We start from the raw sequence: 21,762 nt of genomic DNA, 5'->3' as shown, positions 1-21,762 counted from the left end.
GCCGGACGGCTTCTCCGCTACGCCACACTGGCGGCCGAATGCCGCATTCCGGCGCGGCGGAGGAGGTTGGCCATGGCCATTTCGATCTCACTGGTGCTGCTTCTGCTGATCCTTGCGGTGATCTTTCTCCGCAACGGAGGGCTGAAGATCTCGCATGCGCTGGTCTGCGCCATGCTCGGGTTCTTCCTCGCGGGTACGAGCATGGCGCCGACCATTCAGAACGGTCTGACGGCCACGGCCGATGTCTTCAGCAGCCTCAAGCCCTGACTTCACCGCACATCGCATGAAATGCGGCCGCCGGCCCGTCCCGGGCCTTGGTCCGGGCGCCCACCACGGAGGGCGTCTGCCGCGCCACCGCCGTCGTACCCCCGGCCTGTGACCCTGGAGATCAGCGCGCCGAGGGTGCCTGCCGCGCCCGTGCAGGAAGAGATACTGCCGGCGCTGCAATAGGTTCGACAGGCGTCACCACCCCGCGTATCGGAGTGCTGAAGCGGGCGGCAGGAACAACTGCTGCCCGCAGCGGTGGCGCGGATCTCGCGGAGGGTACCTGGCTGGTTTCGTGTCCGCCCTGTTCCCCGCAAGCGGCGTCGGGCGTTGACTGGTTCAGGAACACGAGTTCTGACCGAGGGGAAGGGACATGTGATGCCACCTGTACAGCCGGAGAACTCAGAACCGCTTGCGGTCGGCGACTCCGCACGTGAGGCCGTCTCCGCCGCCGGGGGCATGACCCCGTTCGACGACACCTACAACCAGCCGGACCCGCGCGCGTACTTCCGTGCGCTGAAGCCTTGGGAGTACCAGACCCCTCACCATGCACAGGGTGTGATCCGGCACATGCTCAGCACATGCGGATCCTCGAAGGACGCGGCAGGCCCGGCCACCGTGCTGGACATCTGCTGCTCCTACGGCATCAACGCCGCTCTGCTCAACCATCACCTGACCTGGAACGACCTGTACGCCCACTACACGTCCCCGCACGCCACCACGCTGACCACCGCCGAGTTGATTGAGTGGGACAGGGCGTTCTACGCGGCTCATCGGCGCTCGGACGCGGTTCGCGTCGTCGGGCTCGACGCCGCACCCCGTGCCGTCTCCTACGCTCGTGCCGTGGGCCTGTTGGCCGACGGGTTTGCCGAGAATCTGGAGACCGCACCGGCAGGCCCGGCCCTGCTTCAGGCCGTACGGCGCACCTGCCTGATCACCATCACCGGCGGAGCCAGCTTTCTGTCGCCACGCACCTTCCAGCCCCTCCTGGAGAACGTTCACGGCCCCGTGCGGGTCGCTGCGTTCGTACTGCGCACCGACTCCTACCAGCCCATTGCCGACTGTCTGAAAACGTACGGCCTCACCACCGAGAAGGTCTCCGAGCGCACTTTCCCCCAGCGGCGCTTCACCAGCCCGCAGGAGCAGCAGTACGCGGTCACCGCGGTCATTGCGGCCGGTGAGGATCCGCGCGGCAAGGAGAGCGACGGCTACTTCCACACCACGCTGTACGTGTCACACCCCGCAACGGACGCGGCGCAATCCCCATCGGGAGCCGCGCTCGCCCAGGACGTGCAGATCTTCAACCCGTAGCTTCCCGGTCGGCGGGGCGTTGGTCTGATATGGGTGGGTTGGAAATTCAACGGGCCGTGTTGTCAGCCAAGTTCGGGGCGATTCTGCTTGCCGCTACGGCAAAACAGCGCTGTGTGGCTCCGCCTCATGGGCCTACGAGCCGGGACCGGATCAGGAACCGCACCCCCTCCGGAGCCTCCAACGAGAATCCGCTGCCCCGCCCCTCCACCACATCGACGATCAGCCGGGTGTGCGCCCACAGCTCGAACTGACTCCTCGACATCCAGAACGGGATATTCTCCGCCACCCCGTCGACATCGAGCGAGGCCAGGAGCACGTCGGAGCCGCCGGTACGGAACTCTCCGTCCTGATAACACATGGGCGCACTGCCGTCACAACAGCCGCCCGACTGGTGGAACATCAACGGACCATGTGCCTCTCGCAGCCGACGCACCAGATCGGCGGCTGCGGGAGTAAGCGACACGGCCGCCTCTTCGGACGGGCTCATCGCAGCGGCCCGGAGCCGGAATTCTTCGGGGCGCGGGCGCGGCGGATCGTCCGCAGGGTCTTCGTACCAAGTCGGCTCATGGATCAGTCCCTTCGACCTTGTGCATGAAATGGTGCGCAGGCAGTGCAGGCGGATGCCTACGGCACCGTACGCTCCTCAGCTCGCCTTCGCCCATGCGTAGCGGTGTTCGGGCCGGCCGGTGTCGCCGTACTTGAGGCTGAGGCTGATGTGGCCCGCACCCTCCAGGTACTTGAGGTATCGCTGGGCGGTGGAGCGGCTCAGGCCGGCCCGGGCGGCGACCTCATGGGCGGACAGTGGTTCGTCGGCCGCCGACAGGACATGACGGATGACGTCGGCCGTGGGCGCGGAGTGGCCCTTGGGCAGGGCCGCCGAGGGGCCGGAATCCGCGGTGCGAAGAGCGCCGAAGATCTGGTCGACCTGCTCCTGCGCCGCCTCGCCTCGGCCGTTGCCCACGCCTTCCAGGGTGCGGCGCAGTGCCGCGTAACTCTCCAGCTTGGACCGCAGACCGGAAACGCTGAAAGGCTTGACCAGGTACTGCAGGGCGCCGTACCGCATGGCGGTCTGGACGGTCGACACATCGCGGGCAGCGGTCACCATGATCACATCGGCCGGGTGACCGAGCTGGCGCAGCCGCCGGACAAGCGTCAGTCCCGTCTCGTCCGGAAGATAGTGATCGAGAAGGACCAGGTCGACATGCTCGCGGTCCAGGAAGGCCAGTGCCTGCGCGGCGGTGTGCGCACGCGAGATGACACGGAATCCGGGAACCCTGGCCACATATGCGGCGTTGATCTCGGCAACGCGGAAGTCGTCGTCCACCACCAGGACATTGATCATCGCAACTCTCCCACTTCGGTCAGCGGCCGGACGCTGAGTGCCTCTGGCAGGACGACGGTGAAGACCGCGCCACCGCCGGCCCGGGCCGTGACGCGAGCCGCGCCACCGTAGCGCTCAGCCAGCCGGCGCACCAGCGCCAGACCCAGACCGCGTCCGCGATGCGCGGGGGACTCCTTGGTGGACCAGCCCTCGGTGAAGATCTGCTCGCGCATGCCGGGAGGTACCCCGGGACCGTTGTCGCTGACCCGCAGGACCGCGGTGGTGCCCTCGGCGAGAAGCTCGACCTCGATGAGCGAGGCGACGTCCAGGGCGTTGTCGATGAGGTTGCCCAGGACCGTCACCAGATCGCGCGGATCCACCACCACGTCCGGCAGTCGGGTGGCCGGCGAGACGTGCAGGGAAGCGCCCCGCTCCGCCGCGATGGCCGACTTGCCCACCAGCAGCGCAGACAGCAGCGGATCGTTGACGCGTTCCGCGACCTGCTCCGCCGACGCCCGGTGACCATTGGCCACCTCCGCGACGAACTCCACCGCGGCATCGTGCCTCCCGAGTTCCAGCAGCCCGAGCAGGGTGTGCAGCCGATTGGCGTGCTCGTGGTCCTGGGCGCGCAGCGCATCCAGCAGGCCGTGCGTGGAGTCCAGTTCGCGGCCGAGCAGCTCCAGCTCGGTACGGTCGCGCAGGGTGACGACGGCTCCGCCGTCACCGGTGGGCATACGGTTGGCGATCAGCACGCGTCCATTGCAGACGGTGATCAGGTTGGCGCCGTCGACCCGTCCCGCCAGCACCTCCGTCGTACGGCCCGGCGGCAGCGCCTCGCCCAGAGCCCGTCCGACGGCGTCCTGGTCCAGCTCCAGCAGACGCTGCGCCTCGTCGTTGAGCAACCGGATCCGGCCCCGGGCGTCGAGGGCGAGAACGGCCTCGCGAATGCTGTGCAGCATGGCCTCGCGCTCGTCCAGCAGCGCGGAGATGTCGGCGAAGGCAAGCCCATGGGTGCTGCGCTGCAGCCGCCGCGAGACGGCCAGGGCGGCCAGCACGCCGGCTGCGAGCGCCGCTCCGGAATAGAGCAGCAGACCGGGAATGGCGCCGAGCAGCCGCTCATGGACGCTGTCGTAGGCGATCCCGACCGAGACGGCACCCACGATGGTTCCGTCCCTGTCGCGCAGGGGGACCTTCGCGCGTGCCGAGCGGCCCAGGGTTCCGTTGTCGATCTGCATGACCTCCCGGCCGCCCAGAGCCGTACTGGGATCGGTCGAGACGTGTCTGCTGATCTGCGCGGTGTCGGTGTGCGACCAGCGCACCCCGCGGGTGTCCATGACCACGATGTAGAGCGCCCCGGTGGCCCGCCGGATCCGCTCCGCCTCGGCCTGCACCGGTCCGGCGGGGCTGGGGCCGGTGCTGGTCAGGTTGTGCACCAGAGCGGGTTCGGCGGCGGCGGTCTGGGCGATGGACAGCGCCTGATGCATTGCCTGGTTGTCGAGCTGGTGGCTGAGGGGGGCAAGGAAGAGACCTGTCACGAGCATGATCGCGCCGGTGGTGATGGTCACCTGGGTGAGAAGCACCTGGGCGAAGACACGGCGGGGCCAGTGAATCCGCATGCGCTCGCCCTCTGCCTTCCGCCAGCCAGGAACCTGATGCTCCGTTTCGTCCTTGCGTGAACGCAACGTAAACGTCACCGTCGCCGATGACCAGTCCTCGTGGCACATTCGTTGCCGCAGCGTGAGCAGAACGAGCAGAACCGCAGGTTATGCGCAGAAGCAGGAGTTGTGAGCGCAAGGGTGCCCACGTCCCCGGGCCGCACTTAGCGTCCCGCTCCATGAACAGCCAAACGAGCCCCGCCATCGAGCTGCGGGGTGCGAGCAAAGCGTTCCGGACTCCGTCGGGGGCGCTCCACACCGCCGTACGGGATCTGGACCTCACGATCGGGCGCGGTGAGTTCGTTGCCGTGGTGGGCCCCACAGGATGCGGCAAGTCGACCACTCTGACTCTGGTCAGCGGTCTTGAGGAACCCACCGAGGGGGAGGTCCTGGTGGGCGGGGAGCCGGTGCGCGGCATCGGCGACAAGGTCGGCTTCGTCTTCCAGCAGGACGCGGTCTTTCCCTGGCGGACCGTGCTGTCCAATGTGATGGCAGGCCCTCGCTTCCGCGGCGTGCCGAAGCCCGAGGCGAAGGAGAGGGCCCGGGAATGGCTCGCCCGTGTCGGGCTGTCCTCCTTCGAGGACCGCTATCCCCACCAGCTGTCCGGCGGCCAGCGCAAGCGGGTCGCCCTGGCGGCCACCTTCGTCAACGACCCCGAGATCCTGCTCATGGACGAACCCTTCTCCGCACTTGATGTGCAGACCAGGGCCCTGATGTCGGACGAACTGCTGGAGCTGTGGGCCGGCACCGGCGCTTCCGTGGTCTTCGTCACCCATGACCTGGAGGAGTCCATCGCGCTGGCCGACAAGGTCGTGGTCATGACCGCGGGACCGGCCACGGTCAAGGAGGTCTTCGAGATCGATCTGCCCCGCCCCCGCAAGGTCGAGCAGGTGCGTCTGGAGCCCCGGTTCATCGAGATCTACCGGGAGATCTGGTCCTCGCTCGGCGAAGAGGTCCGCATCACCCGCGAGAGGGGTGCTCTCGATGTCGCCTGAAACCATCACCGCGAACGCCGCCGTCACCAAGACCGAACGCACCCGGGCCAGGGCGCGGGCCGCCCGCAATCGTAAGTACCTGGTGCTCGGGAGCCGGGCCGCGGTGCTCTTCGCGGTCATCGGGCTGTGGGAGTGGCTGGCCCGTACGGCGGTCATCGACCCGTTCAACTTCTCCATGCCGTCGAAGATCTGGGACCAGATCCGCACCTGGGTCGTCGACGGCACCGCCCAGGGCTCTTTGTGGGAGCAGATCTGGTACACGCTCTACGAAGCACTGCTCGGCTGGGTCATCGGTGTGATCGCCGGTGTGCTGCTCGGAATCGCGCTGGGCCGCGTCCGCTTCGCCGCCGATGTCCTCGGCCCCTACATCAAGGTGCTCAACGCCCTGCCGCGCATTGTGCTCGCTCCGATCTTCCTCATCTGGTTCGGCCTCGGCCCGGCCTCGAAGGTCGCCTCCGCGGTCGTCCTCGTGTTCTTCCCCGTCTTCTTCAACGCCTTCCAGGGGGCCAGGGAGGTCGACCGCAATCTTGTCGCCAACTCCCGCATCCTGGGCGCCGGCAACCGCCAGGTCACCCTTCAGGTGGTCATCCCCTCGGCCACGTCGTGGATCTTCACCAGCCTGCATGTGAGCTTCGGTTTCGCCCTCATCGGCGCCATCGTCGGTGAGTACATCGGTGCCACCAAGGGACTGGGGCTGCTGGTCGCCGCATCCCAGGGCACGTTCAACGCCGCCGGTGTCTACGCCGCGATGGTCATCCTCGCGATCGTCGCGCTGCTGGCAGAAGGCCTGCTGACCTTCCTCGAAAAGCGGCTCTTCCGCTGGAAACCGGCCGAGGCCGACACCGCCCGCTGACGCCCGTAGTCATCCGCACACCCGACTGTTTCTTCACAAGGACGTGAATCAGATGCGTACATCCACCCGGATCTCGGCCGTCGCCGCCGTCGGCGCGCTCGCCCTGACCAGCCTGACGGCCTGTGGCGGCGACTCCACCTCGGCCTCCGGTGACAAGAACGACAAGGTCAAGATCATGGTCGGGGGTCTGGACAAGGTCATCTACCTGCCCGCGATGCTGACCGAGCGGCTCGGCTACTTCAAGGAGGAGGGAGTGTCGGTCCAGCTCCTGACCGAGCCCGCGGGCGTCCAGGCCGAAACAGCACTGGTCTCCGGCGACGTCCAGGGCACGGTGGGCTTCTACGACCACACCCTCGACCTTCAGGTGAAGGGCAAGCAGGTCGAGTCGGTCGTCCAGTTCTCCCAGGCTCCCGGCGAGGTCGAGATCGTCTCCAACAAGGCGGCGGGGGACATAAGGTCGGCGAAGGACTTCAAGGGCAAGAAGCTCGGTGTGACGGGCATCGGCTCCTCGACTGACTTCCTCACGAAATACCTCGCCGTGAGCAACGATGTGAAGACCAGCGAATTCACGCCCGTGGCGGTCGGAGCGGGGCAGACGTTCATCTCCGCCCTTCAGCAGGGTTCCATCCAGGGCGGTATGACCACCGATCCGACGGTCGCCACCATTCTGGACAAGAAGCTCGGCAAGATCCTCATCGACATGCGGACTCCCGAGGGCTCCAAGCAGGCACTCGGCGGGCTCTACCCGTCCTCCAGCCTCTACATGCAGACCGAGTGGGTCAACAGCCATAAGAAAACTGTCCAGAAGCTGGCCAACGCCTTCGTCAAGACCCTGAAGTGGATGTCCACGCACAGCGCCGACGAGATCGCCGCGAAGATGCCCGCCGACTACGCCCAGGGAGGTGGCAAGGCTCTGTACGCACAGGCGATCAAGAGCACGCTGCCGATGTTCACCACGGACGGCGTCATGCCCGCGGACGGCCCCGCCACCGTCGAGCGGGTCCTGAAGGCCTTCAACCCGAACCTGAAGAACGCGAAGGTGGACCTCGCCAAGACATACACCACGGAGTTCGTCAAGAAGGCGAGCTGACTGAGGGGGGCGACGACGCCCGCGCACACCGGACCGCTGAGCCCCGGCCTGAACGACTCGTCACGTCATACGAGTTGTTCAGCCGGGGCTCTGCTCTCCGCGCTATTGCGCCTGCTGCTTCCAGTTCGGCGACTGGGCGGGGTCGAGTGTCCGCCAGTGGGCGAGGACTTTGGGGTCCTGCGCATCGAGCCAGTCGGTCAGTTCGCGGAAGGACACACAGCGCACCTCCTTGCGCGGGCAGATCTCTCGCATGGTTTCCTCGACGGCATCCATGTAGATCCCGCCGTTCCAGTCCTCGAAGTGGTTTCCGATGAACAGCGGTGCCCGGCTGCCGTTGAACACCCGCTCGAATCCGGCGACGTAGGAATCCCGTGCCTCCGTACGCCACTTCTGGTAGTGCGCGGGGTCGCCCTCAGTGCTGCCTTTCGACTGGTTGTAAAGGAAGTTGAAGTCCATGGACAGCACCTGGAAGTCCTTGCCGGGGAACGGCAGCATCTGCAACGGGAGGTCCCAGATGCCGTTCTTCTTGGACGGCCAGATCTGGAAGTCTCCCGGGGAACTCGCGTCGTATCGCCAGCCGAAGGGCTTGGTCGCCGGCAGAAGGGTCTTCTGGCCTTCGAGACAGGGGGCCCGTCCGCCGACGACCTCGCGGGTGGGGTCGAAGGGCAGCGGATCGAAGTCCTTGAAGCCTGTGTTCGTCTTCCAGTTCTGCACGAAGGAGTAGAACTGGTTGATCTCGCCGATCCACTCGTCCGTACTCCAGTCCCCACCGCCCTTCTTGTCGCAGAAGTGGCCGTTGAAGTGTGACCCGATCTCGTTGCCCTCCCGCCAGGCGCCGCCGAGCTGTTCCAGCGTCATGCGGATGTGTTCGCGCGTCGGGTACGAGATCGCGGCCGCTCCGGGCTTGTGCTGGGGCGGCTCGTAGAGGTTGCTCTTCTCCTTCGGGAGCAGGTAGATACCGGTGAGGAAGAATGTCATGTGCGCATTGCTCTCCTTCGCCGCACGGCGGAAGCGGGAGAACATGCGATCGTCGCCCTCGAGCGCACCGTCCCACGAGAACACCACGAACTGGGGCGGTTTCTCACCCGGCTTGAGTCGCTCGGCCTTCAGCTGGCCGGGCTGCGGCCCGGTGTAGGACGTGGAACCGTCTCCCAGGATCTTGACCTTTCCGTCCCACTTCTCCTCTTCCGTCTTCTTTCCGTCACCCCCGCGGCGCTCCCGGGCGGTGGGCGTAGGTGCGGCGACGGTGCTCGTGGCCTGCTGAGGGGTCCGGTCGTCCGAGGAATCGTCGGAGGCCAGCGAGATGAGCGTCGCGGTACCCGACGCGACTACACATGCCGCGAGCCCCAGGGCGATACGGGGCGTCAAGCGGGCCCGTATTCGGCGAACGGAAGATTTTGCTCTGGTACCTGTCACTTCGTCATGGCTTCCGTGTATGCGTTCCAGATTTGGAACGAGAGCTTCTTGCCGGCCGCCGAGTCGCCGCCGAGCCCCTTCAGTGGCAGTGGTGCCAGACTCTTCGTCAGGTCCATGCGGTACACGACAACGGACGTGGACGCGTCCCGGTTGTAGCCGACGTGCCAGCGCGCGGTGTCGTCCTCGGTGGTTCCGGCCTTGGCGGCGACCGGTGAGGCGGAGGTGGCGCCGCTCTCCTCGCCGGGCCGTGCGAGCGCTGCGGTGACCTCGTCGGCGACGGCGGACCCCACGGCGCGCTTCGCCTGTGGCAGATTCAGCCGGACCGGCTCGCCGTTGCGCGTGACCTTTCGTACCGAGTACGGATCGGTGTGCATCCCGTGGGCCGCGAACATGCCGTACGCGCCCGCCATGCGGATGGCGCTCGGTGTGGAGTTGCCCATCGAGAACGCGGGAACGGGTGGACCGAAGCTGGACGGGAGCAGCCCGGATGCCTCGGCCGTTCTGCGGACCGTCTTCAGTCCCGCATCCATACCGAGTTGGAGGAACGGGGAGTTGGCGGCCTTCGCCATGGCGTCGTGCAGACTGATGCGGCCGTAGGAGTGGTCGCCGTCGTTCTGGCCCTTGACCATTTTGCCGCTGCGGTCCCAGTAGGCGCCTTCGGGTGTCATGACCGGAATGTCGTCGTCACCGTCGTACACGGTCGAGGGCGTGACGGTGGTCCGGGGGCCGTTGCGCTTGCGTGAGATGCCGTGCTCCAGGCCGGCAGCGTAGACGAACGGCGTGAACGCCGAACCGGCCGGGACCGTGCTCGCGTTGGATTCATTGAAGGCCTGCCGCTCGAAGTCCGGTCCGCCGTACACGGCGAGGATCCGGCCGTTCGGGGCAACGGACGCGGCCCCGAACCGGACATGGCGGTCAGCCTTGCGCTGCTCGGGATCAAGTCTGCCGCGCGCTTCCTTCACGGCCCCGGTGAGGGCGGTCATCCGCGGCTTCTCGAACGTCGTGTAGATCTGGTAGCCGCCGAGGTCGAAACGTGCGTCGGAGATGTGTCCGGCACGCTTGGCGTACGACTCGGCGAGCTGGACGAGGTAGCCGTCCTGCCCGCCCGTGCTGTTCGGCTTGTGAGGGGGCTTCGGCTCGGGAAAGGTGGTGTACCGGGCACGCTCGGCCGGGCTCAGCTTGCCGATCTTCACCATGCGGTCCAGCGTCCACTGCCACCGTTCGACGGCGCGGTCACGATTGCGGGGATTGAGGGCGGGATCGTAGAGCGAGGCCCCCTTGAGCAGGGACGCGAGGAACGCGCCCTCGCTGGCGTTGAGTTGTGTGACCTCCTTGCCGTAGTAGGCCTGGGACGCGCGCTGGAGGCCGTATGTGCCACGGCCGAACCAGCTGGTGTTCAGATACTCCTCAAGGATCTTGTCCTTGCTCACATGGCGGTCGAGTTTGACTGCGAGCAGCATCTCGGTGAACTTGCGGGAGAAGGACTGGTCCTGCGAGAGGTAGACATTCTTGATGTACTGCTGGGTGATGGTCGATCCGCCCTGGGTGTCTCCATCGCCGACCGTGCGCCACAGCGCGCGGGTGATTCCCTGCGTCGATATGCCGTGGTCCGAGTAGAAGTCGGCGTTCTCGGCTGCCAGTACGGCCCACCGGACATCGTCGGGAATCTTCGACAGGGGCATCTCCTGGCGGCTCACCCAGCCCGTACGGGCCATGGGCGTGCCGTCGGCCCAGTAGTAGACGGTGTCCTGCTGGGTGGCGAACGCGTTGAGGTCCTTGGGGATGTCCGTACGCGCGTAGGCGATGCCCACCACGGTCGTGAGCGTTGCGATCGATATCAGGAACGAGCCCACGACCAGCCGCCACGAGGGCACCCATCTTCGCCAGCCGCGCCGGCCCGTGCGTGGATAGTCCGGTTTATGTGGCAGGCGCAGGCGCGGTCGCGGTCTCTTCGCCTGTTTCCGGCGCCCCGTCCCGGGGCGCAGTGCGGCCCGAGCGGTATGCGCCGTTCTGCTGAATTTGTGCTGTGTCATTCCGTCCAGCCATGACAGGCCGGGCCAAGCCGCAGACTACGACCTTGCCCGTACACGTGTAGTGGTCATTGCTCGTCCGCCGCCACACTCCAATACGGCCGGCCCTGCCGGGCTCTGCGGACGCCTGCCCGCATCAGGCGGGCGGCAGAGTCATTCGTCTCGGCCGGTGTATGGCATGTGCATCCCCAGGTTCAGTTAACGCCGTGCGGCTGCCGATCGCATCGAAACGCCCAGAGGGCAGCCACATGCTCCCCCTCGCCGACTCCACCACGGCAAAGGCCAAAGCCTGACCGAGAGTTGCTTGGCGAAGTCACGTAAAGATAACAGGCCACCGAGCGGATTACGCCGTCCGGCCCTGACCGGCCGCAGCGGGGTGCGTGGTTGGGCTCGTGCCGAACGCTTGGCTCTGCGTCATGTCGCCGCTCGGTTCATTCCGATCCGCTGAGCGCGGGGCCCGTGGCCGGGTTCCACTGAGTGGTCGCCGATGTGTTCGCTTTCGGGTGACTTAGCGGCCGGTTGCCGGTGGAGCCCCGACCGTATTGCCCCACCATCGCAACCAGCCGGATCTGCCCGGCGTCGGGAGGTCGTCGTGCACATCCTGCTAGTGGCGAGCGCGTTCAACAGCCTTACTCAGCGTGTTCATGCCGAACTGAGGGACCGCGGCCACGCCGTAGCGGTGGAACTCGCAGCTCCGGAGGCGTCCGCGCGCGACGAGTCGCTGCGGCGGGCTGTGCGCGAGTTCGCGCCCGACCTGATTCTGGCCCCGCTGCTGAAGACCGCCATCCCTCGGGATGTCTGGGCGGCGCACACCTGCCTCGTCGTCCACCCCGGCCCCCCGGGTGACCGTGGGCCTTCCTCCCTCGACTGGGCCATCCACGAGGGCGCGGACACCTGGGGCGTGACGGTTCTGCAGGCCGACGAGGAGATGGACGCCGGCGACATCTGGGCATCGGCCACCTTCCCGGTGCCCCCGGTGGGCAAGAGCGACCTTTACCGCAACGAAGTCTCCGACGCCGCGTTGCAGGCCGTGCACCTTGCCGTCGAGCGCTTCTCGTCCGGTACGTACGTTCCTCGTCCGCAGACCGGCGGGGATGAGGAATTGCGCATCCGCACGCGGCCGTACCTACGCCAGGAGCACCGTCGCATCGACTGGGAGTCGGACTCTACGGAAGCGGTCCTGCGCAAGCTGCGGGCCGCCGACTCGTACCCCGGCGTGCGCGACGAACTGCTCGGGGCCGAATGGTTTCTGCACGGGGGGCACCCGGAGCACGAACTGCGAGGCGGACCGGGCGAGCTGGTGGCGGTACGGGCAGGGGCCGTCTGCCGGGCGACGACCGACGGCGCGGTCTGGATTCCCGAGCTTCGTCCCCGCCGCAAGCCGGGCGGACCCGCCACGTTCAAGCTGCCCGCTGTGAGGGCGCTCGCCGGGCGCCTTCCCGTACTGCCGGAGCATCCCACGCCGCTGTACGAGGAAGGGCGCCGACACGGCTGGAGCGACATCGGCTACCGGGAGGTGGGACAGGCTGGATTCCTCTCGTTCTCCTTCCCCGGCGGTGCGATGAGCACGGCGCAGTGCCGACGCCTGCACGATGCCTACCGGCTGGCCTGCCGACGGCCCACCTCGGTGCTGGTACTGGGAGGCGGCCGGGACTTCTTCTCCAACGGCATCCACCTCAATGTCATCGAGGCCGCCGCCGACCCCGGCGAGGAGTCCTGGGCGAACATCAACGCCATGGACGATCTCGTGGAGGCCGTGCTGACCACCACCGACCGGCTGGTGGTCTCCGCCGTCGGTGGCAATGCGGCCGCGGGCGGGGTGATGCTCGCCCTGGCCGCGGACGAGGTGTGGTGCAGGTCGGGGGCGGTGCTGAACCCGCACTACCGCCTGATGGGGCTGTACGGCTCCGAGTACTGGACGTACACGCTGCCACGCAGGGTGGGGGCCGCCGCCGCGGAGCGCCTCACCGGCAAGGCGCTGCCGGTGAGCGCCGAGGCCGCCGTGCGGCTCGGCCTGGCCGACCGGACGGTCGACTGCGATGCGCAGTCGTTCGCGGGCGAGGCCACCCGGCTGGCGGCCCGTCTCGCCGCGTCGCCCGCGGCACTGTCGCGGATCGCCGCGAAGAAGACCGAACGGGACCGCGACGAGGCCGACAAACCTCTGGCCGACTACCGGGAGGAGGAACTGACCGTGATGCGGCGGACCTTCTTCGACCCGCGCTCGCCCTACCACGCACTGCGGCGTGCGTTCGTGCTCAAAGATCCCCCGCTTGTCCGGCCGTCGCACCTCGTCCCGGCCTCGACCGGCAGATCTGCGGGGGACCGGCCCGCCCGGCAGCCCGACGTCACCGGACTGGCGGCGCACCATGGGGCACCCGCGCCGAGCGCTTGGTACCAAGAACAGTGAAGGTCGATATATCGGCCTTCGTGTGTCTCTTTCCAGGGAGGCATCCTCATGGATGCAGCAACGTCGAACACGGTGGACGCACCTGCTGCGGCCACCGGAGAAGAGTCCCCGATCCACATCCTCTGGATCAACGCGGGGCTGAGCTGTGACGGCGACTCGGTGGCCCTGACTGCCGCGATGCAGCCGAGCATCGAAGAGATCGTGGTCGGTGCGCTGCCCGGTCTGCCCAAGATCGAGGTCCACTGGCCGCTGATCGACTTCGAATGTGGTCCGGTGGGCGGTGCGGACACGTTCATCGAGTGGTTCTTCAAGGGCGAGCGCGGTGAGATCGATCCCTTCGTCCTGGTCGTCGAGGGTTCCATCCCGAACGAGACGATCAAGCCGGAGGGGTACTGGTGCGGCTTCGGAGACAACCCGGAGACCGGCCAGCCGATGACCACCAGCGAATGGATCGACCGGCTGGCGCCCAAGGCCCTGGCGGTCGTCGCCATCGGCACCTGCGCCACGTACGGCGGTATTCACGCGATGGCCGGTAACCCGACCGGAGCCATGGGACTGCCCGACTATCTCGGCTGGGACTGGAAGTCGAAGGCCGGAATCCCGATCGTGTGCGTGCCCGGCTGCCCGATCCAGCCGGACAACTTCTCGGAGACCCTGACGTACCTGCTGTACCAGGCGGCGGGATCCGCTCCGATGATCCCGCTGGACGACAAGCTCCGTCCGACCTGGCTGTTCGGCGCCACCGTGCACGAGGGGTGCGACCGGGGCGGCTACTACGAACAGGGCGACTTCGCCGAAACCTACGACTCGCCCAAGTGCCTGGTCAAGCTCGGCTGCTGGGGCCCCGTCGTCAAGTGCAACGTACCCAAACGCGGCTGGATGAACGGCATCGGAGGCTGCCCGAACGTCGGCGGCATCTGTATCGCCTGCACCATGCCGGGCTTCCCTGACAAGTTCATGCCGTTCATGGACCAACCACCGGGCGCCAAGGTCTCCGCCACCGCCAGCGGTGCGTACGGGACGGTCATCCGCAGGCTCCGGGCGATCACGGCGAAGACCCTGGACAAGGAGCCGAAGTGGCGGCACAAGAGGGGTCGGCTGACCACCGGCTACCGGCCTCCGTGGTGAACACGCCAAGGACACCGACCGCATTCCACACCTTCCCGTGACGATCCCACCTCCCGCTTCTCAGAAGGGCTACGGCAGACACGATGGCACCGACAACGAAAGCGGCCGGCGACGGCAGCGGCCTGGTGGAGATGGCCTGGGATCCGATCACGCGGATCGTGGGCAGTCTCGGCATCCACACGAAGATCGACTTCAAGCAGAAGCGGGTCGCGGAGTGCTACAGCACCTCGTCGGTCTTCCGCGGCTACAGCGTCTTCATGCGGGGCAAGGACCCCCGGGACGCCCACTTCATCACCAGCCGCATCTGCGGGATCTGCGGCGACAATCACGCCACGTGTTCCGTGTATACGCAGAACATGGCGTACGGCGTGAAACCGCCACACCTCGGTGAGTGGATCATCAACCTCGGCGAGTCCGCGGAGTACATGTTCGACCACAACATCTTCCAGGAGAACCTGGTCGGGGTCGACTACTGCGAAAAGATGGTCCGCGAGACCAATCCCGGCGTCCTGGAACTCGCCGAGCGCACCGAAGCGCCGCACGCCGGGGAGCACGGATACCGCACGATCGCCGACATCATGCGGTCGCTCAACCCCATCGAGGGCGAGTTCTACCGCGAGGCCCTCCAGGTGAGCCGCTACACGCGGGAGATGTTCTGCCTGATGGAAGGGCGCCATGTGCACCCCTCCACGCTCTACCCGGGCGGTGTGGGCACGGTCGCCTCCGTCCAGCTCTTCACGGACTACCTCAGCCGCCTCATGCGCTATGTGGAGTTCATGAAGCGGGTCGTGCCCCTGCACGACGACCTGTTCGACTTCTTCTACGAGGCCCTGCCCGGGTACGAAGAGGTCGGCCGCCGGCGGGTGCTGCTCGGCTGCTGGGGAGCGCTCAACGACCCCGAGCACTGCGACTTCACGTACGCCAACATGAGCCACTGGGGGCGGAAGATGTTCGTCACCCCCGGTGTGATCGTGGACGGCAAGCTGGTCACCAATGACCTGACCGAGATCAACCTCGGCATCCGGATCCTGCTGGGCAGTTCGTACTACGACGACTGGGAGGGCAAGGAACAGTTCGTCACCCATGACCCGCTCGGCAACCCGGTCGACCCCCGCCACCCGTGGAACCAGCACACGATCCCCGCGCCGCAGAAGCGGAACTTCGACGACAAGTACAGCTGGGTGATGTCGCCGCGGTGGTTCGACGGCAAGGACCACCTGGCCCTGGACACCGGCGGCGGCCCCCTCGCCCGTCTGTGGTCCACCGCGCTCTCCGGGCTCGTCGACGTCGGCTACGTCAAGGCCACCGGTCACAGCGTCGTCATCAACCTGCCGCGCACGATGACCAAACCCGAGACCACCTTCGAGTGGAAGATCCCTAAGTGGAGCAACGCGCTGGAGCGCAACCGCGCCCGCACCTACTTCCAGGCGTACGCGGCCGCGATCGCGCTGCACTGTGCCGAGAAGGGGCTTGAGGAGGTCCGCGCCGGACGTACGCAGACCTGGGAGAAGTTCGACGTCCCGGACGAGAGCATCGGCGTCGGATTCACCGAGGCCGTACGCGGTGTGCTGTCGCACCACATGGTGATCAGGGACGGCAAGATCGCCAACTATCACCCCTACCCTCCGACGCCGTGGAACGCCAGTACCAGGGACACCTACGGAACTCCCGGGCCCTACGAGGACGCCGTGCAGAACACGCCGATCTTCGAGGAGAACCCGCCGGAGAACTTCAAGGGCATCGACATCATGCGCGCAGTGCGCAGCTTCGACCCCTGTCTCCCGTGCGGCGTCCACATGTACGTCGGCGGGGGCAGGACCGTGCAGAAGATGCACGTGCCCACCGGGCTGAGCGGACTGGGCGGATGAGCGCGACAACACATACGGCGGCAGCGAAGGTGCTCGACGCCGAGCAGGCCGGACATCGCATCGAAGAGGTGCTCGAGCAACTGACTGCGGCCGGTGACCGCGAAGCCTCCGCGGCGGCCGAGGAACTGGTGCGGGTCCTGATGGACTTCTACGGCGCCGGGCTGGCCCGGATCCTCGACGGGCTCCGGGCCGCACCGGGCCGGGAAACCGGTGTCACGCTGGACGAACTCCTGGGCGACGACCTCGTGTCGAGCCTGCTGGTCCTGCACGACCTGCACCCCGAAGACACCGGTACGCGGATCGGGCGGGCCCTCGCGGCAGTCCGCGATCCCGTCGAGGTGGTGACTTTCGACGAGGACACGGGCACCCTGCGCCTGCGGACCGCCGGCACGGGCGGATGCGGCTGCGCCGGCGCATCGTCGGCCCAGCAGTCCGTCGAGAACGCCATGGCCTGCTTCGCACCGGAGGTGACCACGGTCGAGATGGAGCCTGCCTCCGCCACTCAGGATCCGGCACTCCTTCAGATCGGAACGCGCCCTCCGCAGGCCGCGGCAAACGCCAGGCCGGCCCCGGCCAGGACGCCGTGAGCGCGCCCATGACGTGGGCCGGGCGGCCCGCGCCCGCCTCGGGCGTGCACACGCTGCGGCGGTTCGCGGCACCGCGTGAGCCCCGGCAGGAGCGGTGCGAACTCTGCGGAGTGCCGGTGGCCGAGGGGAACCACCGGCATTTGGTGGACACCGAGCAGCGTTCGCTGGCGTGCGCCTGCACCCCGTGCGCCCTGCTGTTCGAGCGGCCCGGCGCCGCCCACGGCCGGTTCCTGAGCGTGCCGGACCGCTACCTGTCCGACCACGACCACCGTCTCGACGACAACGCGTGGGAACTCCTGCAGATCCCTGTCAGCGTCGCGTTCTTCTTCCGCAACGCCGCGCTGGACCGGCTGGTGGCGCTCTACCCGAGCCCTGCCGGAGCCACCGAGAGCGAACTCGATCCGTCGACCTGGCAGACGGTCCTCGGCGGCAGCCGTCTCTCCGAGCTGCTCAAACCCGACGTGGAAGCACTGCTGCTGCGCCGCACCGAAGGCCGGGCCGAGTGCTATCTGGTACCGATCGACATCTGCTACGAGCTGGTGGGACGCATGCGCCTGCTGTGGCAGGGCTTCGACGGCGGAGCCGAGGCCCGTGCCGATCTGCAGGCCTTCTTCGAACACGTCGAACGCAGGGCCGAGGCAACAGAGGGGGTGCGACGACCATGACGGACTTCACCTTCACCTGCACCGGCGTACGCGCCGACCCGTACGCGGCCGGCCCCACCCTCGTCTTCCGGCTGCGCATCACCGCATCCGAAGAGACACGGGTGCACGCACTCGCGCTGCGCTGCCAGATCCGCATCGAGCCGGCCCGGCGCGGCTACGGAACGACTGAGGCCGAGGGCCTGACCGATCTGTTCGGTGAGCGCTCACGGTGGGGCAGCACACTCCAGCCCATGCAGTTCGCCCAGGTTCCGGTCATGGTTCCCGCGTTCACCGGGGCGACCGAGACGGACGTCGTCGTGCCCTGCACATATGACCTGGAGATCGCCGCAACACGGTACTTGAACACGCTGACGGATGGTGAGGTGCCGCTCCTCATGCTCTTCTCCGGCACCGCCTTCACCGGTTTTGGCGGCTTCCATGTCGAGCCGGTGCCCTGGGACCTGGAGGCACCCTTCCGGATGCCGGTGGCGGTGTGGCAGGAGATGATCGACCAGCACTTCCCCGGGTGCGGCTGGATCCGCCTTCCCCGCGACACCATGAAAGCGCTGCTCGAATTCCGCTCCCGGCACGCACTGCCCTCCTGGGAGGCGACCGTCCGGGCGCTTCTCGACACAGCCGGGACCACGGCCCTGCAGCCGCCGGACCGAGGATTCGCCGACGCCGGGCTCGCCGGACTCGCCGAGAGGACGGCGCAATGACAGCGTCCGCGCTCATCCCCGCGCTGGAATCCCGTTTCGCCGCCGCCCGGGGTGTGGCCGACGCCGTCCTCTTCGAGGGCTACGTCCTGTATCCGTACCGTGCGTCGGCGGCCAAGAACCGGCTCCGCTGGCAGTTCGGGGTGCTCGTACCACCGGCCTGGGCGGCAGCCGCCGAAGAGCACGAATTCCAGCACACCGAATGTCTGATGGAACCGAGGACCGACGCGACTCTGGCGGCCGAGGTGCGGTTCCTGCACGCCCAACGACGCACCGTGCAGCGGCTCCGCGGCGACGGCACCTTCGAGACGGTTCCCGAACTCCAGCTCACCGACCGGGTCCTGGTCCCCTGGGACGAGGGTGCCGAGGAACGGGTCGAAGCGCTCGCCACCGTGGCCGAGCTCACCGGCGACGGAGTAGTCGTCCCCTTCACGCGCCCGGCACGCGAGGAGACCGAGACCGTCCGCGACGAGGACGGCCGGACCGTGGGCCGCCTGGTGCGCCGCTGCGAGGAGATCAGTGGCGCGGTACGGCTGTCCGCTGCCGAAATCGACGGCCCGTACCGGGCGATGCGGCTCACCGCCGTCGTGGAGAACACCAGCACATGGACTCCGGACGCCGCTCACGCCGACCGCGACGCCGCTCTGCCCAGGTCACTGGTGGCCGCCCACCTTCTCCTGGGCCTGAGCGCAGGCTCGTTCCTGTCGATGACGGACCCTCCCGAGTGGGCCAAGGGCGCAGTCGCGGGCTGCCGGAATCTGCACACCTGGCCCGTACTGGCCGGGGAGCCTGGCCGAGCGGACCTGGTGCTCTCGTCCCCGATCATCCTTGAGGACCACCCGGCCATCGCCCCGGAGAGCCCCGGAGCGCTGTACGACTCCACGGAGATCGACGAGATCCTCGCGCTGCGCACGGCCGCCCTGACGGACCAGGAGAAGCGCGAGGCCCGGGGAACGGACGACCGGGCGGCCGCCGTGATCGACCTGGCCGACTCGATGCCCCCCGAGGTCCTGGAGCGGCTGCACGGCGCGGTGCGGGCCCTGCGGGAGGTCACCGAGCCGGGTGCGCCCGCAGCCGTTTTGTCCGACGGATTTCCGCAAGTACCGGAAGGTTCCGACGAGTACGACCTGATCCGGCCGGACCAGCCGTGGTGGGACCCGGCCGCCGACGCCGGCGCCGACCCGGCACGCGACCGGATCCTGGTGGACGGCCGGTCGGTGGGCGCGGGCAGCCGCGTGCTCCTGCGGCCGGGCCTGCGCCGCACCGACGCCCAGGACCTCTTTCTGCAAGGGCGCAGCGCACTGGTCGAGGCAGTACTCCACGACGTGGACGGCACAGTGCACCTTGCGGTCACCGTGGAGGGCGATCCGGGTGCGGACATCCGGCGCGAGCAGGGCCGCTTCCTGTACTTCCAGCCCGACGAGGTCGCACCACTGGAGGACGCATGACAGCGCCCTCGGAGCGGAGAACGACGACTCTGGTCGCGGGCGTCGGGAACATCTTCCTCGGCGACGACGGCTTCGGTGTCGAGACCGTACGACGACTGGCGTCGCGGCCCTTGCCCGGCCACGTCGAAGCGGTGGACATCGGGGTGCGCGGAGTCCACCTCGCGTACCAGCTCCTCGACGGATACGACACGCTGGTCCTGATCGATGCCACCGAACGCGGCGGCGATCCTGGAACGCTGTATCTGATCGAGGCCGACCGGCCCGGCCGTATCGAGCCGCAGGAAGCTCTGCTCGACGGCCACCGCATGTCCCCCGATGCGGTCCTGACACTGCTGGAAACCCTGTGCGCCGGGACGGGCTGCATCCCCCCGAGACGCACGCTGGTCGTCGGATGCGAACCCGCCTGCGTCGGGGAGGGCATCGGTCTGAGCGATCCCGTGGCCGCTGCCGTACCGGAGGCCGTGAACATGGTCCTGCGCCTTGTGCGGGACGACGAACGGACCGCGCCCACCGCACAGGCGGCGGCCGGCCCGGCCATCAACTGAGGAGACGAACACCGTCATGAAGAAGATCATCATCGGCGGCGCGGTCGCCGTGGCCGTTGCCGCACTCGTGGCACAGATCATGCCCGACCTCAAGCGCTACCTGCGCATCCGGATCATGTGACGGCAGCGCATCCGCCAGGTCCCGGGCTGCACCGAATGACGTACGTAGAGTCCGGCGTCGGCGAGCCAGCCCGGGTGCGACTGCGACGCCCCGGTGTAATGACGCGGGCAGGACGGAGACCCATGCACGAGATGTCCATCGCCATGGCCGTCGTCGGCCAGGTGGAAGAAGCGGCTCGAGCCGGCGGCGCCGTCGCCGTCACATCCGTCCGGCTCCAGGTCGGCGAACTGGCCGGAGTGGTCCCGGACGCACTGTCCTTCTGTTTCGAACTGGCCTGCGCCGGGACCGTTCTGGAAGGCGCGGAGCTCGTGGTCGACTCCGTACGGGCGAGAGCACGCTGCGCGCCCTGTGCGGACGAATGGGCGGTCGGAATGCCACCGCAACTGTGCTGCCCCTCGTGCGGCCAGGCAACCGCGGAACTGCTCTCGGGCCGCGAGCTGCAGATCGCCGACGTCCACTGGGACGAAGGACCTGCGCAGAGACGTACCCGTGAACCGATTTCCGAGGAGTGCTGAACCATGTGCCGTGTGGTCGACCTGCAGCAGGCGGTACTCGCGAAGAACGACACGACAGCGCATCACCTGCGCACCGAACTTGCCGCCCGCGGCACCTCGGTCGTCAATCTGCTCTCCAGCCCGGGCAGCGGAAAGACGGCACTGCTCGAACGCGAACTGGTCCTGGCCCGCGAGAGGGGCATCCCCGTCGCGGCACTCACCGCCGACCTGGCTACCGAGAACGACGCCACGCGCCTGGCCCGCTCCGGCGCCCCGGTCAAGCAGGTGCTCACCGACGGACTCTGTCACCTGGAGGCCCGGATGCTGGGCGGGCACCTCGACGGGTGGCTGCCCAAGGACACCCGGCTCCTCTTCGTGGAGAATGTCGGCAACCTGGTCTGCCCGGCCTCGTACGATCTCGGCGAAACTCTGAGGGTCGTCCTCGCCTCGGTCACCGAGGGCGAGGACAAGCCGCTGAAGTACCCCACCGCCTTTGGGCTGGCGCACCTGGTGCTCGTCACCAAGACGGACATCGCCGAGGCTGTCGCCTTCGACGAGGATGCGTTCCGCGCCCATGTCGAGCAGGTCAATCCCGGCGTGGAGGTGCTCCTCACCTCCGCCCGGCTCGGTGACGGCGTCGGGGCGCTCCTCGAACGGGCGCTGGACGCCGCGCAGGGAGCCCCGGTGCACCGGCCTGTCATGGCCCAGCAGCACCACTCCACGCACACCCATACAGACGCAGAGCTCGGCGAGGCTTCTCACGGCCACCCCCACACGCATGCCGCCCAGGGCGAGCCGGGCGCCGCGACGGATGCGTCCGGCGCCATGGCGCAGACCCGCGCGTGACGACGCAACGGTCCGGCCCGGCC

The 21,762-nt window shown here is 67.9% G+C and carries 21 protein-coding genes; 16 read left to right on the top strand and 5 right to left on the bottom strand.

Features of this window, described 5'->3' with window-relative positions:
* Window positions 1–72 precede the first annotated feature (72 nt).
* Entirely contained in the window at window positions 73–267 is a 195-nt protein-coding gene (locus ABTZ94_RS05245; RefSeq protein ID WP_351197665.1) for a hypothetical protein, read from the top strand.
* A 375-nt stretch (window positions 268–642) separates the two neighbouring features.
* Window positions 643–1,575: a hypothetical protein gene (locus tag ABTZ94_RS05240; protein ID WP_351197664.1), complete on the top strand. Its 933-nt coding sequence runs from the start codon at window positions 643–645 to the stop codon at window positions 1,573–1,575.
* Window positions 1,576–1,699: 124 nt separating this feature from the next.
* On the opposite strand, the gene ABTZ94_RS05235 is transcribed toward ABTZ94_RS05240, so the two are convergent.
* The 3 genes from ABTZ94_RS05235 to ABTZ94_RS05225 form a co-directional block, all read right to left on the bottom strand.
* Complete coding sequence (locus ABTZ94_RS05235) at window positions 1,700–2,062, bottom strand: DUF779 domain-containing protein (RefSeq protein WP_351197662.1); 363 nt, start codon at window positions 2,060–2,062, stop codon at window positions 1,700–1,702.
* Window positions 2,063–2,218: 156 nt separating this feature from the next.
* Window positions 2,219–2,917, bottom strand: a complete 699-nt coding sequence (locus tag ABTZ94_RS05230; protein ID WP_351197660.1) for a response regulator — start codon at window positions 2,915–2,917, stop codon at window positions 2,219–2,221.
* Window positions 2,914–4,512 carry an ATP-binding protein gene (locus ABTZ94_RS05225; protein ID WP_351197658.1) on the bottom strand — a complete coding sequence of 533 codons (1,599 nt, stop codon included), beginning with the start codon at window positions 4,510–4,512 and terminating at the stop codon, window positions 2,914–2,916. The genes ABTZ94_RS05230 and ABTZ94_RS05225 overlap by 4 nt, the downstream gene beginning before the upstream one ends.
* Before the next feature lie 218 nt (window positions 4,513–4,730).
* On the opposite strand from ABTZ94_RS05225, the gene ABTZ94_RS05220 reads away from it, so the two are divergent.
* The 3 genes from ABTZ94_RS05220 to ABTZ94_RS05210 are packed head-to-tail and all read left to right on the top strand — an operon-like array spanning window position 4,731 to window position 7,489.
* Window positions 4,731–5,546 (top strand): ABC transporter ATP-binding protein, encoded by an 816-nt coding sequence (locus tag ABTZ94_RS05220; RefSeq protein ID WP_351197656.1) that lies wholly within the window; start codon window positions 4,731–4,733, stop codon window positions 5,544–5,546.
* Window positions 5,536–6,399: an ABC transporter permease gene (locus ABTZ94_RS05215; protein ID WP_351197654.1), complete on the top strand. Its 864-nt coding sequence runs from the start codon at window positions 5,536–5,538 to the stop codon at window positions 6,397–6,399. Before ABTZ94_RS05220 ends, ABTZ94_RS05215 begins: the two co-directional genes overlap by 11 nt.
* Before the next feature lie 52 nt (window positions 6,400–6,451).
* On the top strand, window positions 6,452–7,489 hold the full coding sequence (locus tag ABTZ94_RS05210) for an ABC transporter substrate-binding protein (protein ID WP_351197652.1): 1,038 nt from the start codon (window positions 6,452–6,454) through the stop codon (window positions 7,487–7,489).
* Window positions 7,490–7,591: 102 nt separating this feature from the next.
* Here ABTZ94_RS05210 and ABTZ94_RS05205 read toward each other — a convergent pair whose 3' ends face one another.
* Together ABTZ94_RS05205 and ABTZ94_RS05200 are read right to left on the bottom strand one after the other, a co-directional pair.
* Entirely contained in the window at window positions 7,592–8,857 is a 1,266-nt protein-coding gene (locus ABTZ94_RS05205; RefSeq protein ID WP_351197650.1) for a polysaccharide deacetylase family protein, read from the bottom strand.
* A 44-nt stretch (window positions 8,858–8,901) separates the two neighbouring features.
* On the bottom strand, window positions 8,902–10,938 hold the full coding sequence (locus ABTZ94_RS05200) for a transglycosylase domain-containing protein (RefSeq protein WP_351197648.1): 2,037 nt from the start codon (window positions 10,936–10,938) through the stop codon (window positions 8,902–8,904).
* A gap of 484 nt (window positions 10,939–11,422) precedes the next feature.
* Here ABTZ94_RS05200 and ABTZ94_RS05195 point away from each other — a divergent pair, with 484 nt between their 5' ends.
* From ABTZ94_RS05195 to hypB, 11 genes are all read left to right on the top strand, one after another.
* Window positions 11,423–13,342, top strand: a complete 1,920-nt coding sequence (locus ABTZ94_RS05195; protein ID WP_351197646.1) for a hydrogenase maturation protein — start codon at window positions 11,423–11,425, stop codon at window positions 13,340–13,342.
* 48 nt (window positions 13,343–13,390) lie between these two features.
* Window positions 13,391–14,470: an NADH-quinone oxidoreductase subunit B family protein gene (locus ABTZ94_RS05190; protein WP_351197644.1), complete on the top strand. Its 1,080-nt coding sequence runs from the start codon at window positions 13,391–13,393 to the stop codon at window positions 14,468–14,470.
* Window positions 14,471–14,553: 83 nt separating this feature from the next.
* Window positions 14,554–16,338: a nickel-dependent hydrogenase large subunit gene (locus ABTZ94_RS05185; protein ID WP_351197642.1), complete on the top strand. Its 1,785-nt coding sequence runs from the start codon at window positions 14,554–14,556 to the stop codon at window positions 16,336–16,338.
* Window positions 16,335–16,925, top strand: coding sequence for a NifU-related iron-sulfur-binding protein (locus ABTZ94_RS05180; RefSeq protein ID WP_351197640.1), 591 nt, complete (start codon window positions 16,335–16,337; stop codon window positions 16,923–16,925). The genes ABTZ94_RS05185 and ABTZ94_RS05180 overlap by 4 nt, the downstream gene beginning before the upstream one ends.
* Window positions 16,922–17,590: a DUF5947 family protein gene (locus ABTZ94_RS05175; RefSeq protein ID WP_502967181.1), complete on the top strand. Its 669-nt coding sequence runs from the start codon at window positions 16,922–16,924 to the stop codon at window positions 17,588–17,590. Before ABTZ94_RS05180 ends, ABTZ94_RS05175 begins: the two co-directional genes overlap by 4 nt.
* Window positions 17,587–18,288, top strand: coding sequence for a DUF6084 family protein (locus ABTZ94_RS05170; RefSeq protein ID WP_351197638.1), 702 nt, complete (start codon window positions 17,587–17,589; stop codon window positions 18,286–18,288). The genes ABTZ94_RS05175 and ABTZ94_RS05170 overlap by 4 nt, the downstream gene beginning before the upstream one ends.
* Window positions 18,285–19,733, top strand: coding sequence for a hypothetical protein (locus ABTZ94_RS05165; RefSeq protein ID WP_351197636.1), 1,449 nt, complete (start codon window positions 18,285–18,287; stop codon window positions 19,731–19,733). The genes ABTZ94_RS05170 and ABTZ94_RS05165 overlap by 4 nt, the downstream gene beginning before the upstream one ends.
* Window positions 19,730–20,278 carry a hydrogenase maturation protease gene (locus tag ABTZ94_RS05160; RefSeq protein ID WP_351197634.1) on the top strand — a complete coding sequence of 183 codons (549 nt, stop codon included), beginning with the start codon at window positions 19,730–19,732 and terminating at the stop codon, window positions 20,276–20,278. Before ABTZ94_RS05165 ends, ABTZ94_RS05160 begins: the two co-directional genes overlap by 4 nt.
* A 16-nt stretch (window positions 20,279–20,294) precedes the next feature.
* The gene (locus tag ABTZ94_RS37755; RefSeq protein ID WP_502967180.1) at window positions 20,295–20,399 is read left to right on the top strand and encodes a DUF6893 family small protein; all 105 of its coding nucleotides are present in this window, start codon (window positions 20,295–20,297) and stop codon (window positions 20,397–20,399) included.
* A 122-nt stretch (window positions 20,400–20,521) separates the two neighbouring features.
* Window positions 20,522–20,914 carry a hydrogenase maturation nickel metallochaperone HypA gene (gene hypA / locus ABTZ94_RS05155; RefSeq protein WP_351197632.1) on the top strand — a complete coding sequence of 131 codons (393 nt, stop codon included), beginning with the start codon at window positions 20,522–20,524 and terminating at the stop codon, window positions 20,912–20,914.
* Between the two features lie 3 nt (window positions 20,915–20,917).
* Window positions 20,918–21,739: a hydrogenase nickel incorporation protein HypB gene (gene hypB / locus ABTZ94_RS05150; protein WP_351197630.1), complete on the top strand. Its 822-nt coding sequence runs from the start codon at window positions 20,918–20,920 to the stop codon at window positions 21,737–21,739.
* Window positions 21,740–21,762 lie beyond the last annotated feature (23 nt).

Source organism: Streptomyces sp. NPDC002785 (assembly GCF_040295565.1).
GTDB lineage: Bacteria > Actinomycetota > Actinomycetes > Streptomycetales > Streptomycetaceae > Streptomyces.
This window is presented reverse-complemented; position numbering and strand designations above follow the sequence as displayed.